This window comes from Campylobacter sp. 10_1_50, from assembly GCF_000238755.1.
Lineage (GTDB): Bacteria > Campylobacterota > Campylobacteria > Campylobacterales > Campylobacteraceae > Campylobacter_A > Campylobacter_A concisus_R.
In genome coordinates, this window is the sequence record NZ_JH414887.1 from 689,581 (window position 1) to 714,572 (window position 24,992).

The 24,992-nt window shown below is 40.5% G+C and carries 25 protein-coding genes and 1 pseudogene; 3 read left to right on the plus strand and 23 right to left on the minus strand.

From position 1 onward, the window contains the following. Positions 1 to 7 precede the first annotated feature (7 nt). The 10 genes from HMPREF1019_RS03470 to HMPREF1019_RS03515 form a co-directional block, all read right to left on the minus strand. Entirely contained in the window at positions 8 to 2,197 is a 2,190-nt protein-coding gene (locus HMPREF1019_RS03470) for a RelA/SpoT family protein (protein WP_009294283.1), read from the minus strand. Further along, on the minus strand, positions 2,184 to 2,399 hold the full coding sequence (locus HMPREF1019_RS03475) for a DNA-directed RNA polymerase subunit omega (RefSeq protein ID WP_004317259.1): 216 nt from the start codon (positions 2,397 to 2,399) through the stop codon (positions 2,184 to 2,186). Before HMPREF1019_RS03475 ends, HMPREF1019_RS03470 begins: the two co-directional genes overlap by 14 nt. Positions 2,400 to 2,417: 18 nt before the next feature. Continuing rightward, positions 2,418 to 3,134 carry a UMP kinase gene (gene pyrH, locus HMPREF1019_RS03480; protein WP_009294284.1) on the minus strand — a complete coding sequence of 239 codons (717 nt, stop codon included), beginning with the start codon at positions 3,132 to 3,134 and terminating at the stop codon, positions 2,418 to 2,420. 73 nt (positions 3,135 to 3,207) lie between these two features. After that, complete coding sequence (locus HMPREF1019_RS03485; protein ID WP_009294285.1) at positions 3,208 to 4,425, minus strand: murein hydrolase activator EnvC family protein; 1,218 nt, start codon at positions 4,423 to 4,425, stop codon at positions 3,208 to 3,210. Then, on the minus strand, positions 4,422 to 5,237 hold the full coding sequence (locus HMPREF1019_RS03490) for a cell division protein FtsX (protein ID WP_004317184.1): 816 nt from the start codon (positions 5,235 to 5,237) through the stop codon (positions 4,422 to 4,424). Before HMPREF1019_RS03490 ends, HMPREF1019_RS03485 begins: the two co-directional genes overlap by 4 nt. Continuing rightward, positions 5,224 to 5,895, minus strand: coding sequence for a cell division ATP-binding protein FtsE (locus tag HMPREF1019_RS03495; protein ID WP_004317228.1), 672 nt, complete (start codon positions 5,893 to 5,895; stop codon positions 5,224 to 5,226). Before HMPREF1019_RS03495 ends, HMPREF1019_RS03490 begins: the two co-directional genes overlap by 14 nt. Then, complete coding sequence (gene trmB / locus HMPREF1019_RS03500; protein WP_009294286.1) at positions 5,879 to 7,066, minus strand: tRNA (guanosine(46)-N7)-methyltransferase TrmB; 1,188 nt, start codon at positions 7,064 to 7,066, stop codon at positions 5,879 to 5,881. The genes HMPREF1019_RS03495 and trmB overlap by 17 nt, the downstream gene beginning before the upstream one ends. Further along, complete coding sequence (locus HMPREF1019_RS03505) at positions 7,066 to 7,479, minus strand: hypothetical protein (RefSeq protein WP_009294287.1); 414 nt, start codon at positions 7,477 to 7,479, stop codon at positions 7,066 to 7,068. Before HMPREF1019_RS03505 ends, trmB begins: the two co-directional genes overlap by 1 nt. 118 nt (positions 7,480 to 7,597) lie before the next feature. After that, positions 7,598 to 8,272 carry a fibronectin type III domain-containing protein gene (locus HMPREF1019_RS03510; RefSeq protein ID WP_187364901.1) on the minus strand — a complete coding sequence of 225 codons (675 nt, stop codon included), beginning with the start codon at positions 8,270 to 8,272 and terminating at the stop codon, positions 7,598 to 7,600. Next, on the minus strand, positions 8,205 to 9,176 hold the full coding sequence (locus HMPREF1019_RS03515; RefSeq protein WP_009294289.1) for an RluA family pseudouridine synthase: 972 nt from the start codon (positions 9,174 to 9,176) through the stop codon (positions 8,205 to 8,207). Before HMPREF1019_RS03515 ends, HMPREF1019_RS03510 begins: the two co-directional genes overlap by 68 nt. A 52-nt stretch (positions 9,177 to 9,228) precedes the next feature. On the opposite strand from HMPREF1019_RS03515, the gene HMPREF1019_RS03520 reads away from it, so the two are divergent. Next, positions 9,229 to 10,335 carry an FtsW/RodA/SpoVE family cell cycle protein gene (locus HMPREF1019_RS03520; RefSeq protein WP_009294290.1) on the plus strand — a complete coding sequence of 369 codons (1,107 nt, stop codon included), beginning with the start codon at positions 9,229 to 9,231 and terminating at the stop codon, positions 10,333 to 10,335. Here HMPREF1019_RS03520 and HMPREF1019_RS03525 read toward each other — a convergent pair. The 9 genes from HMPREF1019_RS03525 to pheS all read right to left on the minus strand — a co-directional run bounded on the left by HMPREF1019_RS03525 (position 10,332) and on the right by pheS (position 20,785). Then, positions 10,332 to 10,937: a DUF4304 domain-containing protein gene (locus HMPREF1019_RS03525; RefSeq protein WP_009294291.1), complete on the minus strand. Its 606-nt coding sequence runs from the start codon at positions 10,935 to 10,937 to the stop codon at positions 10,332 to 10,334. The genes HMPREF1019_RS03520 and HMPREF1019_RS03525 overlap by 4 nt on opposite strands. 24 nt (positions 10,938 to 10,961) lie before the next feature. Beyond that, on the minus strand, positions 10,962 to 11,528 hold the full coding sequence (gene efp / locus HMPREF1019_RS03530; protein WP_004317246.1) for an elongation factor P: 567 nt from the start codon (positions 11,526 to 11,528) through the stop codon (positions 10,962 to 10,964). 21 nt (positions 11,529 to 11,549) lie between these two features. Beyond that, positions 11,550 to 13,130, minus strand: coding sequence for a phosphoglycerate dehydrogenase (serA, locus tag HMPREF1019_RS03535; RefSeq protein ID WP_232210169.1), 1,581 nt, complete (start codon positions 13,128 to 13,130; stop codon positions 11,550 to 11,552). Further along, entirely contained in the window at positions 13,124 to 13,606 is a 483-nt protein-coding gene (locus HMPREF1019_RS03540; protein WP_009294293.1) for a hypothetical protein, read from the minus strand. Before HMPREF1019_RS03540 ends, serA begins: the two co-directional genes overlap by 7 nt. Before the next feature lie 5 nt (positions 13,607 to 13,611). Next, a complete protein-coding gene (locus tag HMPREF1019_RS03545) occupies positions 13,612 to 15,288 on the minus strand; it encodes a 30S ribosomal protein S1 (protein ID WP_004317168.1) in 1,677 nt (558 codons plus the stop codon). A gap of 80 nt (positions 15,289 to 15,368) precedes the next feature. After that, entirely contained in the window at positions 15,369 to 16,193 is an 825-nt protein-coding gene (locus HMPREF1019_RS03550) for a 4-hydroxy-3-methylbut-2-enyl diphosphate reductase (RefSeq protein ID WP_009294294.1), read from the minus strand. Further along, on the minus strand, positions 16,174 to 17,460 hold the full coding sequence (aroA, locus tag HMPREF1019_RS03555) for a 3-phosphoshikimate 1-carboxyvinyltransferase (protein WP_009294295.1): 1,287 nt from the start codon (positions 17,458 to 17,460) through the stop codon (positions 16,174 to 16,176). The genes HMPREF1019_RS03550 and aroA overlap by 20 nt, the downstream gene beginning before the upstream one ends. Next, on the minus strand, positions 17,457 to 19,793 hold the full coding sequence (gene pheT, locus HMPREF1019_RS03560) for a phenylalanine--tRNA ligase subunit beta (protein ID WP_009294296.1): 2,337 nt from the start codon (positions 19,791 to 19,793) through the stop codon (positions 17,457 to 17,459). Before pheT ends, aroA begins: the two co-directional genes overlap by 4 nt. Continuing rightward, on the minus strand, positions 19,790 to 20,785 hold the full coding sequence (pheS, locus tag HMPREF1019_RS03565; protein ID WP_009294297.1) for a phenylalanine--tRNA ligase subunit alpha: 996 nt from the start codon (positions 20,783 to 20,785) through the stop codon (positions 19,790 to 19,792). The genes pheT and pheS overlap by 4 nt, the downstream gene beginning before the upstream one ends. Before the next feature lie 118 nt (positions 20,786 to 20,903). Here pheS and HMPREF1019_RS03570 point away from each other — a divergent pair, with 118 nt between their 5' ends. Further along, positions 20,904 to 21,257 carry a histidine triad nucleotide-binding protein gene (locus HMPREF1019_RS03570; RefSeq protein ID WP_009294298.1) on the plus strand — a complete coding sequence of 118 codons (354 nt, stop codon included), beginning with the start codon at positions 20,904 to 20,906 and terminating at the stop codon, positions 21,255 to 21,257. A 78-nt stretch (positions 21,258 to 21,335) separates the two neighbouring features. Here HMPREF1019_RS03570 and HMPREF1019_RS10635 read toward each other — a convergent pair whose 3' ends face one another. The 3 genes and pseudogenes from HMPREF1019_RS10635 to argH all read right to left on the minus strand — a co-directional run bounded on the left by HMPREF1019_RS10635 (position 21,336) and on the right by argH (position 23,865). Beyond that, a complete protein-coding gene (locus HMPREF1019_RS10635) occupies positions 21,336 to 21,644 on the minus strand; it encodes a CZB domain-containing protein (protein WP_410369111.1) in 309 nt (102 codons plus the stop codon). Between the two features lie 57 nt (positions 21,645 to 21,701). Beyond that, positions 21,702 to 22,007: pseudogene (locus HMPREF1019_RS10640) on the minus strand (methyl-accepting chemotaxis protein); the annotation flags it as partial. Between the two features lie 457 nt (positions 22,008 to 22,464). Continuing rightward, positions 22,465 to 23,865: an argininosuccinate lyase gene (gene argH, locus HMPREF1019_RS03580; RefSeq protein WP_009294300.1), complete on the minus strand. Its 1,401-nt coding sequence runs from the start codon at positions 23,863 to 23,865 to the stop codon at positions 22,465 to 22,467. A 193-nt stretch (positions 23,866 to 24,058) separates the two neighbouring features. Between argH and HMPREF1019_RS03585 the strand changes: the two genes are divergently transcribed. Next, entirely contained in the window at positions 24,059 to 24,448 is a 390-nt protein-coding gene (locus HMPREF1019_RS03585) for a hypothetical protein (RefSeq protein ID WP_009294301.1), read from the plus strand. A 2-nt stretch (positions 24,449 to 24,450) separates the two neighbouring features. On the opposite strand, the gene HMPREF1019_RS03590 is transcribed toward HMPREF1019_RS03585, so the two are convergent. Next, positions 24,451 to 24,990: a hypothetical protein gene (locus HMPREF1019_RS03590; protein WP_009294302.1), complete on the minus strand. Its 540-nt coding sequence runs from the start codon at positions 24,988 to 24,990 to the stop codon at positions 24,451 to 24,453. Positions 24,991 to 24,992: the final 2 nt, after the last annotated feature.

Here is a 24,992-nt window from a genome sequence, read left to right on the forward strand (position 1 = left end):
TTCTCTCCTAATTATGATATGGGTCGCTTTGCGAAACAAAATAAATAATCTTATATCTATCTTTGATCTTCTCTTTGATCTCGTTTGCATCGATATTTTCTGCTATTTCGACGCTTATTTCAAACGTATCTCCGCTAAGATCATTTGCTTCGTTTAGCGAGATTGTAGCTAAATTTATATCAAGTCTAGCAAGATATGTTAAAAATTCAGCCAACGCACCTTTTCTGTTTTCTAAATTTAATAAAATTTTATACCTATGCGGGGCATTTCTCGTCCATTTGACAAAGATGATCTCATCGCCTTTATCCATTAGCTTGCCAGCGCGCTCGCAAAGCTTGTGATGCACTGTCACGGTGTGACCATTTTTAAAGCCAACTATGCTATCGCCCCTTTTTGGATTGCAGCAATAATCAAACTCGACATTTGAAATTTTGTGATTTGAGTAGATCACTATGTTTTCAAATTTCTGCTTTTTGATCTGGTATTTGTCGCCCAAAGAAATCATAAATGGACGCTCTTTTCTGATGTATTTTTTAAGCATATTTGCCACTTCTTGCAGATACTCGCTATCAGTTGCCGCGCGAAAGACCTTTTTGCCTAAATTTTCACTCTCTACCCACTCTAAAATTCTATCTTTTGAGACGTTAAATACTGATTTTAAGATATCTATCGCCATTTTGTAGTTTATATCTCTTATCTTTTGCTTACAAAATGACCTTATCGTCGCCTTTGCCTTGCCTGTTCGCACGCTATTTATCCACGAACAGCGAAATTTAGCCTCTTCGCCAGTTACTATCCTAACGATGTCGCCATTTTTTAGCTCCGTTAGAAGCGGCATCCTAACGCGGTTTATATAAGCTTCTTTTGCGTAAAGTCCGATCTCTGAGTGAATCTCATAAGCGTAATCAAGCGCCGTAGCACCACGTGGTAAAGTAAAGACCTCGCCCTTTGGAGAATAAACTGCGATATCTTCGATATAAAGGCTATCTTTTGCGTATTCGTATAGCTCTTCGACGTTGCTCTCGTTCTCGCTATTTTGCATACTGATGTCATTTAGCCAGTCAAGCTTTGGATTTAAGAGGCTGCCCTCGCCGTTTTTATATTTCCAGTGAGCGGCAACGCCGTATTCAGCGGTTTTGTGCATATCATAAGTGCGAACTTGCGCCTCAAATATGCTTTTGTTATCAAAAATGGTTGTGTGTATCGTTTGATAGCCATTTTGCTTTGGAAGCGCGATATAGTCTTTAAATCTAGAGATGAGAGGGTTAAAGTTTATATGTAAATTTCCAAGCGCCAAGTAGCAATCAAGCGGCTTTTGCACGATGATCCTAATGGCAAGCAAGTCAAGCACCTCTTCGATAGAAATGCCCTTTCTTTGCATCTTTAGATAGATCGAGTAGTAGTGTTTTATGCGTTTTTGTATCTCAAAAGTGCCCTCGATAAAGCCATTTTCAAGCAAAATTTGACTTACTTTTTCATTAAAAGCATTTAGTTTTAGGCTAAGCTGCTGCTTGTTTTTGTTTAGGTAGCTATCGATCTTTGCGTATTCTTCTGGCATCGCGTATTTAAAGCTTAGATCTTCGAGCATGTTTTTGATCGATGAAATTCCCAGCCTATGAGCGATCGGAGCATAGACCATAAGCGTCTCTTCGGCTATGCGTTTTTGCTTTTCAGGCCTTAGCGCTTCAAGAGTTAGCATGTTGTGAAGTCTGTCGCAAAGCTTTACGACAAGGACTCTGACATCTTCTATGGAGATTAAGAGCATCTTTCTAAAAGTTAGCGCGGAGCTTGCCAGTTTTTCGTTGCTATCTGAACTTGCTAACTTGTTTTCTCTAATGGCAACTATCTTTGTAAGCCCCTCAACTAGCTTTGCCACCTCATCGCCAAATTCGGCCTGAAGCTCACCTAACGTTACGTCGGTATCTTCGACCACGTCATGAAGGAGTGCAGCTATGACCATGCTCTCATCGCCGCCCATGTTTGCTACGATAGAGGCTACTAAGATGGGGTGGATGGCGTATGGTTCGCCACTTTTGCGGTATTGTCCAGCGTGAGATGTGACGCAGCTGTCGATAGCTTTGTCTAAAATTTCACTTCTCTCACAAAGAGAAAAGAGCAGTTTTATCGCTTCTGAAACGTTTTTACAAGCTAAAATTTGCTCTATCAACTGCTCTAAAAAAAGACTATTTTCCTTCAACTATTGCCTCTAAGCCTATTTTGCCCTCAGCCACTTCAAGTAGTGCGATGTCGGCAAATTTCATCTTTGAAGTATCAGCATCAACTAAAGCTATGGCGCCATTTGCTAGCGCTTCTGCACGCTTTGCAACGATAAGTGAAAGCTTATATCTGTCATCTCCTACTTGTTTTAGCGCTCTTGCTGTGATTTGTTCTGTTCTCATTTTTATCCTTTTTGAAATTTATTTTACAACTGAGTATAGGGCTGCTTCTTCTTCATTTATTATTTTTAATAAATTTCCAGCCTTAAACATATTACAAACTAAAATAGGCAGTGCGTTGTCCTTTGCCAAAGCTATGGCAGTATCGTCCATAACCTTGATGTCATCGCTCATCGCCTTTTCGTAGTTTAGTGATTTTAAAAGTTTTGCATCTTTGAATTTTTTAGGATCTTTGTCATAAACGCCATCAACTTTTGTCGCTTTTATGATCATATCTGAGCCGATCTCGATAGCTCTTAGCGTAGCTGCTGTATCTGTTGTGAAGAAGGGATTGCCCGTGCCTGCAGCAAAGATAACAACTCTGCCCTTTTCTAAATGGCGCTGTGCACGTCCTACGATAAAGGTCTCACAGATCGCTTCCATCTTGATCGCGCTTTGCACTCTTACTTCAAGCCCACTTCGCTCCAAAGCTTCACGCATCGCGATAGAGTTGATGACAGTTGCTAGCATGCCCATGTGATCGCCACTTGTTCGCTTGATGATACCATCTTTTGCAGCGCTCACACCGCGCACTATATTACCACCGCCGATGACGATGCCAACTTCGATATCATTTTCTATAAGCTCTTTTATCTCGCTTGCTATAAATTTAAGCACAGCTGTGTCTATACCAAAACCATTTTCTCCAGCCAAGGCCTCGCCTGAAAATTTGACCAATACGCGTTTTCTCTTACTCATTGTCATGCTCCTTGAAATTCACGCATTTTAGCCAAAAAGGCTTTAAATTTAGCTAATAACGCTTACAAAGTGACTATTTTGAGATCATTTCAAGCGGGTCGATATGGTAGTTTCTTTGCGTTACCTCAAAGGTTAGATCGTTCCTTACCCTACCTATAACATAGCCTTTTTGCACGACTGAGCCGACCTTTACAGTTGGCGCGATCTGGCTTAAGTGGGCGTAGATCGTATGGATGCCGTTTTCATTTTCGATGATGACGACATTTTCAAGCATAGGAGTCGCTTTTGCAAAGACAACCTTGCCATTTAGCACGCTTTTAACCTTCGCATCTGGCGTGCTTGAGCGAAGTATGACTGACTCGTTAAAAATTTTGATGTTATATATCGGATCTACGTAATTGCCGAATTTTTGCTTTACAGAGTAGCTATCAAGCGGAGCGATCGTCCTTGCGCCTGAGTATCTCTTAACTGAGCTTGTCTGATAGCCACCACCCATTGGCTGGCTCTTTTCGCCCTTTTTACCACCTTTGCTAGCTGCTCTTTCTTGCTTTTCTCTGGCAGCTCTGGCAGCTTCATCCTCTTGCTTTTGCATGATAGCAAGCTGCTCAAGTGTCTTTCTTAGCTCGTCTTGTTGGGCTTGAAGCTTGGCTAACTTTTTGCTGTAAATTTCTTTATCACGTTTTAGCCCGTTTATTGTATTTTTCTGCGTGCTCTCTAGGCTTTGTAGATCATTTTGCTTGCGCCTATAGTTTTTTATGCTTGAGTTTATCTCATTTATCTTGCTTGATTTATTTTTTATCTTCTCAATCGTATCTTCGTAGTTTTGGCTAAGCCTTTTAAAGTCCTCTTTTGCTATGGCGTTTAGCTTGGTTAAAATTTGAGATGAGATGATGCTCTCTTCGCTTTGTTTGCCCTCGCTTGCAGACATCATAAGATCAAATGAGAGGTCTTCTGCGATGATCCTTATCATATTTTGCTCTAGCTCTTTTTGGGTGCGCTCTAGCTCTTTGTTTTGCTTTGTTAGATCATCAAGCTCAAGAAGCGCTTTTGAAGCATTTGTCTCAAGAACTGAAATTTGACCTTTTAAATTTGTGATATCGCCGCTTATGCCACGAAGTTTTTTCTCGCCATTTACGATATCGCCAGCCAAGTCATCAAGCTTTTTACTAAGCTGCTCGCTCATCGCCTGCGTCGATCTTAGCGAGTTTTTAGAGTCTTTTATCTTCTCTTTAGTATTTGATGCAAAAGCTAGACTAAATGCTAGCAAAAGTGTAAAAATTCCTTTTTTCATATCGTGCTTTTTCTAGCCTTACTCATCACTAAACTAACAGCAAAAATGCTTAAAACCACAGCCACGCCAAATAAGATAAAAATATCTCTTGAAAGATCAAGGCTAGGCAAGACTACATCGATGCTTGCGGCATTTTCTCTAAAAATTTCAATGCTAGGCAAGAAAAAGAAAAACGCACCAACAACAATGGTCGCAACTATGCTATCAACCATAGCTGATTTATAGAGCATGGCTGATTTTAGCCAAAATGGCGCGCCAAAAAGCGTCATGATCTCGATGCGCTCTCTATGCTCAAATAGCCAAATTTTAGTCTGCTTAAGCATAAGCATAAGCCCCACAACACAAAGTATCGCCATAAATGCATACGATATGCTTTTGGCTAAATTTAGCATCTTAAAGACCTTATCATGGGTCTTTGAAAATGTCTCAACCTTGCTTATACCATCAAATTTCAAAAGCTTTTGCTTTATCTCCTCCATATATTCTGGCGATGGAAATTCGCTTAATCTTAGCGAGTAAAATTTAGGTAAGGCATTTTGCAGGATGGATAAATTTTTAGCCGAGATATCGTTTGATAGGCGGTCTATGATCTTTTGTGGGCTTAGTGGCTCGACGCTAGCTAGCGTGCTAACCACTGGCTTTAGCACTGGCTCGCTTAGCTCTTTGTTTGAAACCACCACGATGTTGTAATCATTTCCCATAAGCCTCTCATACTCTCTTACGATCTTGTCTGCTGTGAGGCTAAACTGCACTGAAAATAAAAGCGCGATTAACGGCAGGATAAATCCAAGGTGGTTTTTAAGCGATCTCATGCACGCCTCCATTTTCTATGACGAAGTGGCGGTATGGGATGCGAAGCGTTGAGGGGATGTGGTGTGTCACCACGACTACGCTTGTGCCTAGAAATTCTCTAGCTGATTTTAGAAGCGACCAGATGACGTCGCTTGAGTATTCGTCTAAATTTCCTGTTGGCTCGTCGCATAAGAGCAAATTTGGATTGTGCGCGAGTGCTCTTGCCATGGCAACTCTTTGCTGCTCGCCGCCACTTAGCTCGCGAGGGTATTTATCGGCTTTGTGAAGCATATTTACATGTTTTAAAAGTTTAGCCACCTGCTTTTTGCTCACATTTTGATTGACGCCTTTGATGATGAGTGGCAGCATTACGTTTTTTTCGACATTCCACTCATTTATCAAGCGGTAGTTTTGAAATATAATGCCAACTCGCTGTCTAAGCTCGCAAAGTCTTTTGTCATCGATATCGTCCATTTGCGTCATGCAGACATTTAGCTCGCCAGCTAGAGGCGAAATTTCTCCGTAAAATGACTTTAAAAGCGTGCTTTTTCCGCTTCCACTCTTGCCTGTGATAAAGACAAAGTCATTTGCGTAGATGTCTAAATTTACGCTATTGATCACAACCTCGTTGCGCTCATAAGCTAGGCTTAAATTTCTTGCGCTAATTATCTCTTGCATCAGCCAAATACTCCTTCAAAAGCTCGTGTGCTGCTAAATTTTCACGTATTAAGATCGGTTTTTTTATAAAATATTCGCTTTTCTCATCGCTTATTTTAATGAAACACTGCTCTGGTTTGTTAAACGCTCCAAAGGCGACTTTTAGCAAAATTTCACTCTCGTTTATAGTATAAATTTCTTCAAAATGTAAAAAGTGATCCTCTTTTTTTATGATGAAATTTTTAAAATTTTTAATGATATTTTTTACGCTTGTCTTTTCTTTAAAGCTAAAATCCCCAGCCAAAACGCTCTCGCTACTTTCAACCTCACAAGTATAAATGACATCGTAAATGTCCTTATCTTGGCGTCTCCAGCGGTCTTCATACTTGCTAGTTACTTCTAAATTTCTATTTTTAAAAGCCTCTATCTTTGAGTTTGCGGGCTCTAAAAATTTACTCAAACTAAAGTCGCAATACTCCTTGCTATCAGTCCGTAGCTCAAATTTACCGCCAACTTTTAGTATCCTCTCGCACTCAAGCGCAAATGCCGATGAGACCACGCGTCTATGCTCTGCCTTATCCCACGGCACTGGGAAATGTAAAAACACTCTATCAACTAAATTTGATCCAACTAGCGAGAGTAAGAGCCTTGCGTCGGTATTTATTAGACGCACGTTTTCTAGGGCATTTGCCTTAGCAAGCTTTGCTACTTGCTCGATGCTTGGTTTATATACTTCTATGCCGACAACTAGGGCATTTGGATTGTTTTTAGCCTGATAGAGCAAGTGCCTGCCAGAGCCAAAGCCGATCTCGATAAAAATCTCTTTAAATTTATCTTTTAGCTCGAAAAATGCTGGCACAAACTCTTCAAGGCTTAAAATTTCACTAACTTTTTTGGTTAAATTTGTCTTTTTCACGGCAAATGCTTGGCTGATGATGCCATTGCAACTTTGCTCTTTAAAAAGCTCAAGTGCTTCTTGTAAAAGTCCGACTTTAGCAGGCTTTGTAAGCTTTTCTCCCTTTATGACGACGCCATTTTTGCCTGTCTTTACGACTAGAAAAAAGCCTTCATCTTCATTTTTTGTGTAGATGAGCCTCTCATTTCGGCCACTTGCTTGCCAAAGAAATTTGATCTTGTCGTTACCAAATGGAAACGAGAGCTCTTTTAAGGATGAAGCGATGAAATTTGGCATTATTTTATGCTAACTTCTGCTTTTGATGACTTATCAGAGGCGATGCCGTATTCATCGACTGCTACGACGCTGTAAGAGTAGCTAGCACCCGCTTGGACGCTGTCATCTCTAAGCCCAGTATCACTTATACCGCTAAAGACTTTCTCGCTAGCACCGCTTCGATAAACTGTGTATGAGCTAGCTCTATCAACTGCATTCCAGCTTACATTTACGCCGCTACCATCGTAGCTAGCGCTTATGCTTGGAGTTTTTGGTGCGCCAAGTGTGCTACCAACGATCGGCTCTTCTTGCTTCAAGCTCTCAAGACCGTCTTTATCGACAGCTGTGACTCTATAATACCTTGTCGCTGCGTTTGTATTTATGAGATCCTCATAGGTGTTGCTAGTCGTTTTTGCTAGGTATGTGTAAGGCAAAATTTTACTTGTCGTTCTATAAACCTTAAAGTATGAAAAATCCTCAGCCGGCGCGTAATCCCACGTTAAGATGATCTTTTTTGGCGCGTTTTTAGTCGCTTGGACGTTTGTTACTGATTTAGGGTAACTCCTTTGTTGTGGCGCTTATGTTTTGGCTTGGTTTTGAGATGACGCCAGAAGAAGTTTTAACTAAGATCCTATACTCATAAGACCTGCCAGGTTTTACCTCAGTGTCGATATACTCGGCATTTAGTCTGCCATTTACCTCTGCTACTTGGCTAAATTTATTAGCTCCTGCATCGCTTCTTTGGATGATGTAGCTAGCCACTGTGCTATCAGGATGTGGTCTCCAGATCACTTTTACACGGCCTGGAAGCCCTGTGATAGCTTGCGCAAATGGCACAGAGTCAAGTAGTGGCTTAGTTGTTGCAGTTGCGATCGCACCTGGTTGAGAGATGGCGTTGTTTGAGTAGGTTCTCATCTGATATGAGTAAGTTGTTTCTGGAGCTAGATCGCGATCTACATAGTGCGTAGCAAAGCGGTCTTTTATGTTTGCAACTAGTTGCATTTTTGAGTTTGCATCGTTTGGATTTGAGCGGTAAAGGTAGTAGCCAACGACGCTCTCGTCGCTCACTGGGTTCCACTCGAAGCCAACTTCTGTCATATCTGAAATAGTTCTTAAGCTTGTAATCGTTGGTAGTGACGTGCTTTGCTGAGTTGGTACGCTAGAGCCGCATCCCGCTAAGAAAGCTACTAAAAATGGTGTCAATATGCGTAGGGCAAATCTTTTCATCAAAAATCTCCTTGGGAATTTTTTTGTAAATTATTTGGTTAAAGTCATCATACGTTTTTGCGGTAAATTCTACCCTTTTGCCAGTTCGCGGATGGATAAAATAGAGCATATAAGCGTGAAGCATAACCCTGCTTATTTTATCGCCTTGGCTCTTAAATCCGTATAAATCATCGCCTAAAATGTGGCGATTTATGCTAGCAAGATGCACTCTTATCTGATGCGTCCTGCCTGTAAAAAGCTTTGCCGCTATCAAATTTACTCCGCCTTCACTTAGCAAATTTACAAAGGCGCTTTTTGCAAGTTTAGCGTCCGCAACGATCGCTTTTTTTAGGCGGTTGTTTGGATTTCTACCGATTGGCTTGTCGATGATGACGTCCTCTTTTAGGGGCAGGTCGGTGAGCGCTAGATAAATTCGCCCCATGCTTTTATCGCTTAGCTGCTCGCTTAGTTTTGCGTGGGCGAAGTTGTTTTTAGCAACGACGATAGCGCCGCTCGTGCCCTTATCTAGGCGGTGGACGATGCCAGCTCTTACGTCGCCGTTTAAATTTGAGAGCATAAAGCCTTTTTTGTTTAGCCACTCAACAAGTGTCGCCTCTTTGACGCTTGGGGCTTGGTGAACGACGATTTGTGGGGGCTTGTTTAGCACTATGAGATCGTCGTCTTCATATATAATCGGGATATCGAAATTTACTTCGTATTCGTTTTGCACCTCTTTTTTTGGGGCAAAATTTACGCAAATTTCATCATTTTCATTTAACAAAAAGCTTGGTTTTGAGACTGGTTTTAAATTTACGCTTACAAGGGAGTCTTTTATCAAATTTAAAGCTTGATTACGTGAAATTTGAAGCTCTTTGGCCACTGCAACGTCGAGTCTTGAGCTATTTAAAACATTAAATTTAACCAAAATCAAAGCCTTGTTTGTGATATAATCTAGCCCAAAAATTAAGGTTTGCTTCTTGATAAAACTAGATCGGCGTATTTTAACACATTTTGATTTTATTCAGCCGTTTTTAATCATCCCAATCATAGCCATCTCATACGTCCTAGTCTCCGAAGCAAACGATATTTTGGCAAACAAACAACTTGTATATTTTGGCATAGGATTTGTCTCATTTTGCATCGCATTTTTGCTGCCTATTAGACGTATCGACTGGATCATCCCGATGTTTTACTGGGTCTGCATCGTGCTGCTTTTAAGCGTTGATATCTTTGGCGTTAGCAAGCTTGGAGCTAGGCGCTGGCTTGAAATTCCTTTTGTTCACTTCACGCTTCAGCCCTCAGAGCTCATGAAGCCAGCCTTTTTGCTGATGCTAGCCTATCTAGTCAAGCAGCGCCCGCCAGAGGCCGATGGGTACGGGCTAAAAGACTTTTTAAGGCTTAGTTTTTACATACTTTTGCCATTTGCGCTCATCATGAAAGAGCCTGATCTTGGCACCGCGCTCATACTTTTGATAGTTGGCTACACAATCCTTTTTGTCATCGGCGTAAATAAGAAAATTTGGATCTGCATCATCCTTGCCATAGGCTTTTCGGCGCCGGTTTTGTATGAAAATTTGCATGATTATCAAAAAAAGAGGATCCACGACTTCATCGCCGAAGAGCCAAGCTATCACGTCAAGCAAAGCATCATCGCCATAGGTAGCGGCGGGCTAAAGGGCAAGCCAAAGGACGAGGCGACGCAGACACACTTTAAATTTTTGCCAATCGCCACTAGTGACTTTATCTTCGCATACAATATCGAGCGTTTTGGCTTTTACGGCGCGCTGCTTTTGTTGGGGCTTTATGGAGCGCTTATAACGCACTTACTTAGCCTAAACTACGGGCTTAAGAATGATTATTTCACGCAGGTGACCGCCACTGGCATAGCCGCGCTCATCTTTGTCTACGTGGGGGTAAATGTCTCGATGACGATCGGTTTTGCACCGGTTGTGGGCGTGCCGCTGCCGTTTTTTAGCTACGGCGGAAGCAGCTTTGTCACCTTCATGGTACTTTTTGGGATACTGCAAAATCTGCTAACGTTTAGGTTTGATCAGACCTACCGCTCTGTAAAGATTAAATTTTAAAAATTTATCTCGTCTTTTTTATATTTTCTAAGTAGCTCATTTATCTGGTTTTGAAATTTACCCCACCTTGCTTCGCTGCCATGCTTTGCGAAGAGCCTTTTGGCATGAGAGATCAAAATTTCACTTTTATCTTTTATCAAAAGATATTCGTAGAGCTGATTTATCGCTGCAAGGCCATTTTGTTCGAGCATTAGCTCTATTAAATTTTCTTCAGAGCTATTTTGCTCAAAAAATTTAAAAACAAAGCCAAGGTCATTTATTAAATTTTTATAAATTTTAGCCATGTCACTATCTGGCTCTAGCTCATAGTATGCAGCAGCTGAGCTGGAAATTTCATGTGTTCTGGCCCTAAAGTGGCACTCATACTCTTTTGGCTTGCTAAGCGCTTCTTTGCCAAGAGTAGCCTCTATAAAAGGAGCATAAATGCCGCAATTTATATAAAATCTCGTGCGCTCTGAGCTATTGCCACTACTTTTTTGAAAATTTATAACGCAGATAAAATTTGGAGTATTTTTGTAGAAATTTAAAGCGCTCTTGCTAAAGCCATTATCCTTAAATAGCAACTTTAGCAGAGCGATAAGCTCGTCAAATTTCTCTTTCATAAATTTAACGCGCCAGATGTATGGTTATTTATTTGCGCGCTCGATATACTCGCCACGAACTGTATCAACGCGGATAACCTCGCCCTCAAGCACGTGAAATGGTATCTGAACTACCGCGCCACTCTCGAGAGTAGCTGGCTTTTTGCCGCCTTGTGTGTCGCCCTTGAAATTTGGTGGAGTTTCAACTATCTTGAGCTCGACTACTTGTGGCACTTCAACGCCGATTGCGTTGCCGTTGTGAAATAAAATTTCAACCATCATGCCATCGATCATCCATTTTTTAACATCGCCCACATCCTCGTCGCTGATCGCAACTTGCTCGTAAGTAGTCGTGTCCATAAACTGGCAAAACTCACCATCATCATAGAGGTACTGCATCTCTTTTTCTTCAAGATGCGGCTGCTCGCACTTATCGCCTGCGTGAAAAGTCTTTTCAAGAACCTTTCCGTCGACAAAAGACTTGATCTTTGCACGAACAAAAGCTGCACCCTTGCCCGGTTTAACGTGTTGATATTCTACGATTTTATAAGGAACGCCGTCGATCTCGATCTTTAGTCCCTTTTTTAGATCGCCCATTGAATATGAAGCCATTTTTTATCCTTTCAAATTTGTTTATATAACTGCGTATTGAGCCCAAACACAAGCTTCAAGTGCGTTTAATCTCTCTAGCGTTTCTGTTTTTATATGTTCATCAACCAAGATGACCGCAAGCGCCATGCCGTGCTCATCTCTACCAAGGCGGAAGTCTGCGATGTTTATCTTCTCGTCAGCTAAAATTTTACTGATCTGAGCGATAACGCCTGGTACGTCGTGGTTTTTAAAGATGATCATCTTACCTTTTGGCTTGAAGTCAGTCTTAAAGCCATTTACGGTTACGATGCGTTGTTGATTTTCACCAAAGACCGTGCCACCAACGCTTACGATGCCGTTTTCAGTCGTAAGACGAACTGTGATCTTGTTTTTAAAGATACTATCTCCACCTGTGCTAGTTTCGGTAGTTATGCCTTTTTCGTCACATAAAAATTTAGCATTTACGTAGTTTATCGCATCGCCAAGACTCTCTTTTAAAGCGCCTACGATCGCAAAAGTTAGCATTGAATTTGCATATTCGCCAATTTGCCCGTGAGTCTCTATGCGAATAGCTTTGATGGCACTTTTGTTTATCTGAGCTGCGAGAAATGCCATCTTACTTGTAAGATCGATATAAGGCTCAACAAATGGCGGTAGATCTTCTGTTTTGATAGGTAAATTTAAAGCGTTTGGATAGCTTATGCCGCGTGCTGCCAAGATAGCTTGCTCGACTGCCTCTACTGCGATGTTGCGCTGCGACTCAAGGGTATTTGCCCCGAGGTGTGGCGTGACGCTTACATTATTTAGATCAAGAAGTGGATGGCTTGTCGCTGGCTCTTTTGTAAAAACATCGATACCAGCAAATGCTATCTTGCCGCTTTTTAGCCCTTCATAAAGTGCCTCTTCGTTATAAAGACCGCCTCTAGCGCAGTTTATAAGCCTTACGCCATCTTTCATCTTTGCTATCTCTTTAGCGCCGATCATATCGGTTGTCTCTTTGGTCTTTGGAGTGTGGATCGTGATGAAGTCGCATGCCAAGATGTCATCAAAATTTTTAGTATATGTGCCACCCATATCGATAACTTTAGATGGATCTGTATATGGGTCGTATGCGATGATATCCATGCCAAAAGCTTTTGCGCGAGCTGCTACTCTTGAGCCGATGTTGCCAAAGCCAATAACGCCCAGCTTTTTCTTAAAAAGCTCAACTCCGTACCACTTCTCGCGTTTCCAAATTCTATCTAGCTTTAGGTCGTTGTGAGCGTACTCAAGTGATCTTGCAGCTGCTAGCATGTGTGCCATAGTTAGCTCAACTGCTGCGATAGTATTTGCAGTTGGGACGTTCATGGCGATGATGCCTCTTCTTGAACAGCCATCTATATCAACATTATCAACGCCAACACCAGCTCTAACGATAGCTTTTAGTTTTTTACCAGCTTCTAAAAATGCCTCATTTACCTCAGTCGAGCTTCTAGTGATCGCTACATCAGCCTCGCCTAAAATTTTTAAAAGCTCATCTTTTGGGGTATTAACTGCGTCTATTACATTTATATCTTGTTCTTTTTTTAAAAGTTCAAAACCTACTGGGTGTATCGCATCGCAAACAATGATAGTTTTCATAATTTTACCTCTCTCACACTTGAGTGGATATCGTAAACTCTTAGCTGCAGTATGATATTTTGAAGCAACTTTGAGTCTTGAGTATTTAAAAAGATCTGGCTTTTGGCGCCGTCCTTTACAACAGTGAAATCAACCTCGCTATTTCGCAAAGTCTGCATCAAACAAAACATAGAGTAGATGTCATTTTTATCTATCATAAGTTCATATGCTGTGATCTTTGGCTTTTCTATCTTAGGTCGGTTGTATTCTATAAAAATTTCGTTTACAGGCAATACGTAATCTTTTTTCTTAATAGTTGCCAGCTCGTTGATCCAGTTTTCACTGCCAGCTGTGTTTTTGCTTATATTTTGCTCGTTTGTTATATTGTTTTCTGGGATCTGGCTGAAATTTACGCTTGCAAATTTAACAAGATAAATTCCAACCAAACCTAATATCACAAAGAGCAGAACAACTACTAATAAAAGTGTGCGTCTGCCCATTTATACTAGCGTAATTGTTCTTTTATGATGTCGCCAAGTGTTACTTTGTCGTCGTTGTCGTTGATCTCATTTAACACTTCACGCTCTTTTTGTTTTGCTAAACGGCGTATGCTTAGGCGAATTCTATTTTTCTTCTCATCGATAAATGCGATAGCAGCTTCGATCTCATCGCCGATCTTTAACGTGCTAGCATCTACGCTGCCTAGATCTTCTTTGCGTATTAATGCATCGACATTATCGCCAAGTTCAACAAATACGCCAAAGTCTTTAATGTCACGGATCGTTCCTTTTACGATGTCGCCTACACTAAATTTATTAGCAAATGCTTGAACAGGGCTTTGTTTTAGATCTTTTAGGCTTAGAGAAATTTTTTGCTCAGCGCTGTCGATTTTGATGATCTTTACTTCTAGCTCATCGCCAGCCTTAAACATATCTTTGCACTTGTCATTTCTATCCCAAGATGCATCTTCATTGTGTAGCAAGCCCTCAACGCAGCCTACTCTAACAAATGCACCAAAATTTGTGATAGTTGTCACAACGCCTTTTACTACGTCACCCTCTTTAAATTTAGCTTTAAATTCATCAAATGGCTTTGGAAGTAAATTTTTAAGGCTCACTCTTAAGCGGTGTCCTTTTGCGTCTATTTCGATAACCTCAACATCGATCTCTTGACCTTCACTGATGTGATCTTTTGGATTTTTGATATTTTTATCCCATGAAATTTCAGATATGTGTAAAAATCCTTCAATATCATTTCCAAGATCAACAAATGCGCCATAAGGCTCGATATTGCTAACTGTTACTTTTATAGTGTCACCAACTTCTAGACCATCATTTATGATCTCTTCCCAAGGATCTGGAGTAGCTGCCTTGATAGATAGAGATAAGTGGCGTTTTTCGTTGTCATAGCTGATAACTTTAACTAAAACTTTATCGCCTTCTTTGTATAAAGAACTAGGATTTACTGGGCCTTTGTAGCTTATCTCGCTGTAATGCACAAGTCCGTCTACGCCGCCAACATCAACAAACATACCATAAGTTGTGATTTTCTTAACTGTGCCCTCTATAACACTATCATTTTCTACTATGTTTGATAGAGCTTCTTTGCGTTTTTTGCGGTCGTCATCTAAAATTTTCTTTCTTGAGACAACTATGCTGTTCTCTTCTTTATCAACTTTTATAACTCTTACTTTGTATGATTTTCCAACTACGCCCTCAGCGTTTTTAAATCCGCTGTGCGTTCTTGGTAAGAAAAATTCTACCCCATTTGCGTCTTGAGTAATAAAACCACCTTTATTTTTTCCAACTACTTTTACGTCGATTTCGCCAGAATTTTCAGGATCGTAAGCTTCGATGAAAGCTTTAACTTTCTCTTTTCTAAGTGCTTTTTTGTGCGACACTATAGGTCTTCCATTTCTTGATCCAGTTATTACAACTTTGATCGTATCGCCAACTTTATGCGTCAGGTTGCCGTTTGCATCAGTGATCTCAGAAACATTTAAAATGCCTTCTGACTTCTTGCCAACGTCGATTAAAACCTCATCACCATTGATACTGACGATCTTTGCGTCACTATCTTCTTCAGTCTTTTTAAAAGACTCCTCTAACATCGCAGCAAAATCGATATCTTCGATATCTTCGTCTTTTGCTTTTCCTAATTGAACACTTTTGTTCACAGCCATCTTGATCCTTTAAATTTTATTATGCCAGTAGAGGCAAATTGGCTTATTATAGTTAATTGTGGCTTTAGCTAGGATAAATTTTATACTTTTTTGATTCTGTCAACGACTTTTTGTATGATCCAGTCAGGCGTGCTAGCACCTGCACTTATGCCACACAAATTTTTGCCATCAAACCATGATCTTTCAAGCTCTTCTTCGCTTTCAATGAGATAGCTATCTTCGCAGAAATTTTTAGATATTAGGTAGAGTTGCTTTGTGTTTGAGCTGTTTTTACCGCCAATTATTATCATCACGTCAGCTCTTTTTGCTAAATTTTTAGCAGCCTCTTGGTTTTCAAATGTCGCGTTGCAGATCGTGTTAAAAACGCGCAGCTCTTTTACATGAAGCATGAGATAGTTTGCGATCTGCATAAATTTCTCAACTTTTCTAGTAGTTTGGCTAACGAGCGCGACCTTTTGCTTAAATTTAACGCCCTCTAGCTCGCTCTCTTCAAGCACGACATAGACGTTGCCCTTGGCATACGACTTCACCCCTTTTACCTCTGGGTGATGCATGTCTCCAAAGATCACCACATCATAGCCCTCTTCGCTCATTTTTTCGCAAATTTGTTGTGGCTTTGTCACAAATGGGCAAGTTGCGTCGATCACTTTTATATCAGTCTTTTTTAGCTCCGCAAGGTCGTTTTTAGTGATGCCATGAGTGCGGATGATCGCCTTTTTCTCATCTTTTAGCTCATCTATGCCCTCAAGCGTCTTTACATTGTAGTTTTTCTCAAGCCTGTTTATCTCTTCATTATTATGTATGAGTGGACCGATAGTTGCAGCATCTCCAGCGTTTTCAGCTATCTTTATCGCCCTTTTTACGCCGAAGCAAAATCCATAACTACTAGCAAGCTCGATCTTCAACCCTAGCTCCCATTTTCTTTAAAATTTCAGCAAAATTTGGAAACGAAGTGGCAATAAATTCGCTCTTTTCTATCTGCATGCCACATTTTAGTCCAAGTATGGCAAAGCTCATGGCGATCCTGTGATCTCCGTGGCTATCTATCGTGGCAAATTTAGCCTCAGAGCCATTTATGATAAAGCCATCTTCAAGCTCACTAGCATCGACACCACACTGCTTTAGCGCATTTATCGTGACAGCAATTCTATCGCTCTCTTTTACACGAAGCTCTTTTGCATTTGTTAGCTTGCTTTGACCCTTAGCGCAGGCAAATGCGATGGCTAAAGCTGGGGCTTCGTCGATGAGCCACGAGATATTTTCGCTAACCTCTACACCTTTTAAATTTGGCGAGTATCTAACCTCAATATCGCCTATATCTTCGTATTTGCTTGAGGTTTTGTGAAATTTTATCTCAGCGCCCATCTTTTCTAAAACTCTGTAAGCTTCGATGCGAGTTTTATTTAGCAAGATATTTTTTAAAATGATATGCGAATTTGGGATGATTAGAGCTGCGACCGCGAAGAAAAATGCCGAACTTGGATCATTTGGTACATCTATATCAAGTGGCGCAAGTGGGCCTTTCATCGGCTCTACAGTGATCTCTAGCTCGTCACGCTTTATATCAGCTCCCATGCCTGCAAGCATACGCTCAGTGTGGTCTCTGCTTAGCTCTGGCTCGCTGAATTTGCAGCCATTTGAGTAAAGAGCCGCTAGCAAAAGCGCGCTTTTTACCTGAGCTGAGGCGATCTTGCTCTCAAAACTAAATCTTTCAAATTTAGTCCCTCTTATGCAAAGAGGAGCGTTGTTTGCGTCGTTTGCACCATCTATCTTTGCACCCATATCATTTAGAGGCTTTGCTATCCTTGCCATCGGACGAGAATTTAAATATTTATCACCACTTAGCACAAAAAAGCCCTCCTGCGCGGCTAATAGCCCCATAAAAAGCCTCATTGCCGTGCCAGAGTTGCCACACTCTAAAATTTCATTTGGCTCTTTTATCTTTTGCGGTGGTGTGATCGTTATTTCAGCGCCGTTATCTTCGATCTTTGCGCCAAGGAGCTCAACTATTTTTAAGGTATTTAGCGTATCGCCTGCTCTTAGGTAGTTTCTAACACGAGATGGCTTGTCGCTTAAAAGCGAAAAGATCGCACATCTATGCGAGATAGACTTGTCAGCTGCGATGTCATCGATGGTTAAATTTAGATTTTTTTCTAATGGATAAATTCTCATCTTATTCCGATATTTAGTTTCTCTTTTAGCTCACTTAAAATTTTATCCATAAGCGCGTTTATATCGTCATCTTCGAGCGTTTTTTCCATATCTTGGAATGTAAATTTAAGGCTAAGGCTAATCGCGCCGTTTAGTTTTGCATCTTTATAGATATCAACCGGTAAGAACTCTTTTAGCTCTTTTAAATTTAGCCCTCTTATGCACTCATAAATTCGTCCTGCCTCGAAATTTTCAGGCACGATGAGGCTAAGATCCCTTGTAGTGCTTTGGAATTTTGAGTATGGCACTGCTAAGATCGGCTCAAATTTAAGCTTTGAAAAATCAATCTCACAGACATATGTTTTTGGTAAATCCCTTTTTGCCTCTACTCTTGCATCGACCCTGCCGATATAGCCGATCTTTTCGCCGTTTTGATAGATGTGTGCCTGCTCGTATGAGCTAAGATACGATATTTCGCGGCAAGGTTTTAGCTCAAATTTGCCTATGACATTTTGCACCATCGCTGCAAATGCGTAGAAATTTGCCTCTTCGCCCTTTGCGCCGTTTATAAGTGTTGGCTCTTTTAAAAGTCCAGATACGACAAAGCCTAAATTTAAGCCTTGATTTGCATTTTCATCAAAGACTTCGCCAAGCTCAAAAAGTCTAACTGAGCGTTTTGAGTTTTTGATATTTTTCTCGCTTGAGCTTAGGAGGTGATTAACAAGTGCTGGTCTAAGCGTATTTAGCTCGCTGTTTATAGGATTTAGTATCTTGATCTTGCAAGGTTTGAAATTTAGCTCACTTAGCTCATCAAGGCTGTCAAATACGTAGTGCACGCTTTCAAAAAAGCCATTATCAGCTGCGCGGCGTCTTAAATTTAAAGCATTTTTATAGTCAAAATATGTCTTATTTAGCCTATTTTTCTCAGAGAAATTTAGTGGCGTTGAGGCGATATTGTCGATGCCTATTATCCTTACTATCTCCTCGCAGATATCATGAGAATTTACGATGTCATGGCGAAATAACGGCACTTTTACGTTAAAGCTCTCTTGCTCAACATTTACCGCGATCTCAAAGCCAAGTTTCTTTAAAATTTTAACGACGTCGTTTCTTGCAACCTCTTGACCGATCATATTTTTAAGCTCGCCAAGTGAGATACTAAGCGCGATAGGTTCGGTGTTTAGAAGTGATTGTTGTGATCCTGCAAAAAGACTTAGGCTATCTTTAAAGCTAGCTAGCCTTTTAAAAAGATAGTCCGCCCCGTAAGCTAAATTTGGCTCGCTACCACGGCTTGAGCGATACACTTGATCGCCTTTTGGTAAATTTTTATTTTCAAAAATGGCTTTTGAGACAACATCTGGTTTTACATAGCTAGCCTCTACCAAGATCACCTTTGAGCCCTCATCGACCCTAGCCTCATCGCTTTGGTAAATTCCAGCAACACCTAAATTTTTATCCTCACAAAAGACCACGCACTCGCCATTTTCGCCATTTTTTATGTCAAAAACTGCTTTTTCGCCCTCGCCCACAAGCTTAGCGTGATCATAAGCTCTAAACAAGACGCCCGTGCAAAATGTCGCGTATTCAAGCAGTCTTTCTACTAAATTTGTCTTTTGACAATCAATTAGAGCTAACCTCAACCTAGTTAATAAATTTTCACTTAATGCATTTTTTAGCTCAAATGCTTTATATAAAAACGAGCCATTTACCTTATCTTCAGTTCGCACAGACGCGATCCTACCGATGCCTAGTAAATTTTCGCTATCTTCATTTTCGTGGCTATCTTTCATATTTAGATCAAGTGCGGTGTAAATTTCTCTTGCGATGCCGTGTAAATTTTGGCAGTCGCCCCTATTTGCTGTGACATCAACCTCGATGATCACATCTTTAAACGCTTCAAATTCGCCAAGGCTTGTGCCAAGTTTTAGCTTGCCGATACTCTCATCAAGTGGCAAGATGCCGTCATTTGTCTTAGGTAGTCCTAGCTCAGTTGAAGAGCAGATCATGCCGCATGACTCGATGCCTCTTAGCTTTGCCTTTTTGATCTCAAGACCATTTGGCATCGTCGTGCCAATGAGTGCAACTGGCACAAACTGACCAGCCTCGACGTTTTTAGCCCCACACACGATCTGAAGCGTTTCGCTGCCAACATCAACTTGACAAACGCTTAGCTTATCGGCGTCTGGGTGCTTTTCTCTACTTTTTACGTAGCCAACTACGATGCTCTTTGGTAAATTTATCTCTTTATAGCTATCAACTTCTAAACCGATTGAATTTAATGTCTTTGAAAGTGTCTCGCCGCTAACCTCACTAAGGTCGATCCACTCGTTTAACCAATGCTTTGAAATTATCATTTAAACTGCTCCAACAATCTTAAATCTCCCTCAAAAAGTGACCTTAGATCAGGCACTCTATGAAGCAACATCGCAAATCTCTCAACGCCAAGGCCAAAGGCATATCCACTTACATTTTTGTAGCCAACCGCCTTAAATACATTTGGATCAACGACGCCGCATCCAAGCACCTCAAGCCAAGTAGTCTGCTTGCACACCCTGCAGCCCTTGCCATGGCAAAATATACAACTAATATCAACCTCTGCGCTAGGCTCCGTAAATGGAAAGAAGCTAGGGCGAAAACGCACTTCAACGTCGCCAAACATGTGCTTTAAAAAGCCCTCTAGCATTGATTTTAAATTTGCAAAGCTAACTTTCTCAGCATCCTCCACCACAAGGCCTTCTACCTGGTGAAACATCGGTGTATGCGTTAAGTCCATATCGCGTCTAAAGACCGTGCCTGGCGCTATCATGCGGATAGGTGGCTTTTGATTTAGCATAGTTCGCACCTGAACTGGGCTCGTATGCGTCCTTAAAAGTCTAAAATCATCTAGGTAAAATGTATCTTGCATATCCCTTGCTGGGTGGTATTTTGGTAAATTTAGCGCCTCAAAGTTGTGAAAATCATCTTCTATAAGTGGCCCAGTTTCAAGTGAGAAATTTAGCGCCAAAAAGTACTCAATTATCTTATCCATCGTGGCCATCACAGGATGCAGAGCCCCACTAGCAACAGGCTCGTTAAAGAGCGTGATATCAGCGGCCTCTTTTTTCATCTTGTTATCTATCTCTTGCCTGCCAAGCTCGGCCTTTTTAGCTTCTATAAGCGCGCTTAGCTCATCTCTTTGCTTGTTTAAATTTGCTGCAAATTCCTTTTTCTCATCCTCGCCAAGCTCTTTTAGCTTTGCAAAGCCTTGTGCCAAGATGCCCTTTTTGCCAAAAATTTCTACCCTGACCTTCTCAAGATCATCAAGAGTTGAAATTTCATTTTTGATTTTATTAATGAAATCTTGCAATTTTTTACCTTTATGAATTTTTGCATCGATTTTATAGAAAAAGAGTTAAAATCAAGATAAAAAGCACGAAATTTAAGCACACTTTGATATAATTTCTCAAACTTTCAAAGGAGCTAAAATGACCATATTTGAAAAGATCGTTGCTGGTGAAATTCCTTGTAACAAAGTGCTTGAGAGCGAGAAATTTCTAGCTTTTAACGACATCAACCCAAAAGCGCCGATCCACATCCTCATCATCCCTAAAAAACACTACAAAAACTTCCAAGAGATGGATCCAGTTTTGATGGGTGAGATGGCTAAATTTATCCAAGAAGTAGCGAGCTTAATGGGCGTTGATAAGAGCGGTTACCGCCTCATAACAAACTGCGGCGAAAATGGCGGTCAAGAGGTTATGCACCTACACTTTCACCTACTTGCTGGCGCAAAACTTGGCTGGAGCGAAGGCGTAGCTGATCCACAAAGCACATTTTAAAAATAAAATTTAGACTCTTTTTGAGTCTAAATTTCACTTCGTATTTTTACTTTTTAAAACATCTAAATTTAAATAAATTTATTTCCTAGCAGCTTTTACCGCCTCAAGTAACTCTTCAAAGCCTGCTTTACTTGAGTGCTCGACGTCTTTTAGTATCTCGACACCTGTTAAATGTCCATTATCTTTGTCAGCAAAAATCGCCATAGCCTTATCTAGTCCGTGATGGACATTTTCGTGGTGCGCAGCTATGCTTGAGAGAGTTCTTGGATCTTTTATGATGGTATTTTTCACATCTTTTTCATACCACTTGCCAAATCTACACTCATGCACGTCTTGAATTTTATTTATCTCGCCAAGCAAGACGCCTCGGTAGCCATTTAGCTTCATGTTGATGTGATCTATCTTGCCGTTACTTACATTGACCTCGTTTGTTACGTTTAGGGCTTGATTTAGGATGTTTTGCGTGTTGGCATTTACGCTTGAGATGTTGCCCTCAAAACCGCCTAAAATTTGCATCGCATTTGCTGAAATTTTAGAGAAACTCTCACTCATTTCGATCATTGTGTTTGCACTTTGCTTAAGGCCATTTATATTTACTTCAACCTCAAGCGTCGCCTTTTGCGTGCGCTCTGCAAGCTTTCTAACCTCATCTGCAACGACAGCAAAGCCTCGTCCATGCTCACCAGCACGAGCCGCCTCTATAGCAGCATTTAGCGCTAGCAAATTTGTCTGATCTGAGATGTCTTTTATGAGATTTATGATCTCAACGATAGAATTTACGCTTCCATCAAGCGAAGAGGCGTCGTTTGAGAGATCGCCGCTCATCTGGCTCACTTGCTCGATCGAGCTTAAAATTTCAGCCGTTTGAGACTTTAGCTCGCCTGTTTCTTTAAAAGTTTTCTCATTTAAATGGTTTATATTTTCAAGCATTTTTAGGTTTTCTTCAATGGTTGATTGCAAGAAATTCATACCATCTTGATAGCTAGTAAGCAGCAAATTTACAGCCTCTTGCTTATCCTTAGCTTGCTCTTTTGGCTCGCAAGTTTTGGCATTTTTTAGCTCATTTTTAAGTGCTAAAATTTCAGCCCTTAAAGCTTCATTTTCTCTCTCTAAAGCTTCATTTTTACTACCAAGCTCTTTGCTTTTGCTGTCAAAAAACATTTTTCACCCTTTAAAATTTGTAAATTACACGTAATTATAACTCTTTTTACTTAAGCCAGTCGTCTAAAATTTGAATTTGCTCTTTAACACTTTTATTTGCCGTGCCACCTTTTGAAGTGCGAGCCTCTTTTGAAGCGTGCAGATCTAGAAATTTGATGGCATTTTCATCTAAATTTTCATCGACACTTTTTAGCTGCTCTTTGCTTAGCTCACTTAGATCAAGCCCCAAGCTTTCTGCCTTTGCAACAGCCTTGCCGGTGATAAAGTGCGCCGTTCTAAATGGGATATCTTTCTCACGCACTAGGTAGTCCGCTAGATCAGTGGCACTTAGATGCCCTGTTTTTGTCGCTTTTAGCATATTTTTTTCATTAAATTTAGCAGTTTTTATCATCTCGTTTAGGATAGTAGCCGAGCTTAAAATGGTCGCAACACTATCAAAAACGCCCTCTTTATCTTCTTGCATATCTTTATTGTAAGCAAGTGGCAAGCCCTTCATCGTAGTTAGCAGCGCTACTAAATTTCCATTTACACGCCCAGTTTTACCGCGTATGAGCTCAGCGACATCTGGGTTTTTCTTTTGAGGCATGATGGAGCTGCCAGTGCTATAAGCGTCGCTAATGCTTACAAAGCCAAATTCTTGCGAGCTCCAGAGTATGAGCTCCTCGCAGAGCCTAGAAGCGTGCGTCATAAAAACGCTAATGTTAAATAAAATCTCCAGTGCATAGTCGCGGTCGCTCACGCTATCCATAGCATTTTGTGTGCAGCCAGCAAAGCCAAGCTCGCTTGCAACGACGCTCCTATCTATCTTATGAGGCGTGCCTGCAAGGGCTGCTGAGCCAAGCGGACTTAGATTGTTTCGCTCATACGAGTTAACAAAACGTTCAAAATCCCTCTTAAACATAAACGCGTAGGCTAGCAAATGGTAGCTAAGGCTTACTGGCTGGGCATGCTGAAGGTGCGTGTAGCCTGGCATTAACGTATCTTTGTGGTTTTTGGCTAAATTTGCAAGTGTGGCGATGAGCTCTTTAATGAGAGATGAAATTTCTAAATTTTTCTTCAAAACATAAAATTTAAAATCAAGCGCAACTTGGTCATTTCTACTTCTAGCCGTGTGTAGTCTGCCACCAAGCTCAGCTCCGATGATCTCGCTAAGGCGCTTTTCAACGGCCATGTGGATATCCTCATCCTCTATCTTAAAAGCAAATTTACCAGCTCTTATCTCAGCCAAAACCTCATCAAGCCCTTTTATGATCGCTTCTGACTCGTCTTTTTTTAAAATTCCGCAAATTCCTAGCATTTTAGCGTGCGCCTTACTGCCAGCGATATCCTCTTCAAAAAGATTTTTATCAAAATTTATAGAAGCGTTAAATTCCTCAAGCAACTTCGAGCTAGCCTCGCTAAATCTGCCCTCCCACATCTTTTTATGTGCGTTTTCATCTTTTTTCATAGCTTTGCCTTTGATTAGTTTTGCGTGATTTTAACAAAATAGTACTTAAGGCGCTCAATTAGCTTTAAAAGTAATGTAAATGCTTTGAATTGACTTTATTTTTATAAGCTTATGATATAAATCAAGATAAAAAATTATATTAAATTTTATATAAAGCAATAAATAAAAGTTTAATAGCTTAAGGAAGAATAATATGCAAATAGATGCTAATATAAGTTCAAATATTTTTTATCATGATGGTTTTGCGTCTTTATCATCAAGTAGCGCTAAAACCAGCATATTAGTATCTTCTGGCTATGGTACAAAAGATATCGTTAGAAGTAATGATGTGCATGTCGAACAAAGAGAAGAGGTTAGACAAAAACCTACAATTATTAGAAAAGAAGATGTCACAGAGTTACAAAAAAATTTAGAAAAATTACAAGATCAAAGAAGCGATATAGCTGATCAAATTTCAAGCATTCAACACCTGAAAGATCGTGATTCTATGCAGATGCTTCATCATCTAAATTTAGAACAATCAAGCATTCAGAATAACATTTTAAGTATTAAAACTCAAATGACAGAAATGGTACAGGCTTAAGACTAAGCCTTACCGATAATAGTTTTTAAAACCAAACAAAAATCCTCTAAAAAGTATCCCATTGACTTATAGAAGTTACTGCTAGCATTTTGTTCAAGCTCTTTTGCGAGAAGCTCGGCATAAGGTAAGAAAAATGAGAGGCTAAAAGCAGCAAGAAGTTGCATAGACTCTTTTGTCGCTTCTTTTTTTAAGATATTTGCTATCAAAATGAGCTGATTTGAGATGCTATCAACCTCACCCATTTTTGGCTCAAAATTTATAGCCTTGTAAAATTGTGCCAAATCATCTTTTGCACTCGAGAAAAAATAGCTTGCTTCAAATTTTGCCTTCAAAATGATAAAATCATCACACAAGGCCGCACTACTCTCATCTTTGATAAATTTAGCGTAAAGCTCATTTCCTTTTACATTCGCATCGCTCTTTGTCTGCGTTATCCACGCATTTGTCTTTTTGATACGCATAAAAGATGAGACACCCAAGATACCATTAAAATTTGTAGCAAGTGCAGCCGCTACGACGCTGTAAAGCTCTCCAAGTCTCAAAT

Coding starts and splice junctions, on each gene's coding strand:
- HMPREF1019_RS03475 (WP_004317259.1), bottom strand. CDS start 2,399: ATGAGAACAGAACAAATCACAGCAAGAGCGCTAAAACAAGTAGGAGAT.
- pyrH (WP_009294284.1), bottom strand. CDS start 3,134: ATGAGTAAGAGAAAACGCGTATTGGTCAAATTTTCAGGCGAGGCCTTG.
- HMPREF1019_RS03485 (WP_009294285.1), bottom strand. CDS start 4,425: ATGAAAAAAGGAATTTTTACACTTTTGCTAGCATTTAGTCTAGCTTTT.
- HMPREF1019_RS03490 (WP_004317184.1), bottom strand. CDS start 5,237: ATGAGATCGCTTAAAAACCACCTTGGATTTATCCTGCCGTTAATCGCG.
- HMPREF1019_RS03495 (WP_004317228.1), bottom strand. CDS start 5,895: ATGCAAGAGATAATTAGCGCAAGAAATTTAAGCCTAGCTTATGAGCGC.
- trmB (WP_009294286.1), bottom strand. CDS start 7,066: ATGCCAAATTTCATCGCTTCATCCTTAAAAGAGCTCTCGTTTCCATTT.
- HMPREF1019_RS03510 (WP_187364901.1), bottom strand. CDS start 8,272: ATGAAAAGATTTGCCCTACGCATATTGACACCATTTTTAGTAGCTTTC.
- HMPREF1019_RS03525 (WP_009294291.1), bottom strand. CDS start 10,937: ATGAAAGAGAAATTTGACGAGCTTATCGCTCTGCTAAAGTTGCTATTT.
- efp (WP_004317246.1), bottom strand. CDS start 11,528: ATGGCTTCATATTCAATGGGCGATCTAAAAAAGGGACTAAAGATCGAG.
- HMPREF1019_RS03540 (WP_009294293.1), bottom strand. CDS start 13,606: ATGGGCAGACGCACACTTTTATTAGTAGTTGTTCTGCTCTTTGTGATA.
- HMPREF1019_RS03545 (WP_004317168.1), bottom strand. CDS start 15,288: ATGGCTGTGAACAAAAGTGTTCAATTAGGAAAAGCAAAAGACGAAGAT.
- aroA (WP_009294295.1), bottom strand. CDS start 17,460: ATGAGAATTTATCCATTAGAAAAAAATCTAAATTTAACCATCGATGAC.
- pheT (WP_009294296.1), bottom strand. CDS start 19,793: ATGATAATTTCAAAGCATTGGTTAAACGAGTGGATCGACCTTAGTGAG.
- HMPREF1019_RS03570 (WP_009294298.1), top strand. CDS start 20,904: ATGACCATATTTGAAAAGATCGTTGCTGGTGAAATTCCTTGTAACAAA.
- HMPREF1019_RS10635 (WP_410369111.1), bottom strand. CDS start 21,644: ATGAAGCTAAATGGCTACCGAGGCGTCTTGCTTGGCGAGATAAATAAA.
- argH (WP_009294300.1), bottom strand. CDS start 23,865: ATGAAAAAAGATGAAAACGCACATAAAAAGATGTGGGAGGGCAGATTT.
- HMPREF1019_RS03585 (WP_009294301.1), top strand. CDS start 24,059: ATGCAAATAGATGCTAATATAAGTTCAAATATTTTTTATCATGATGGT.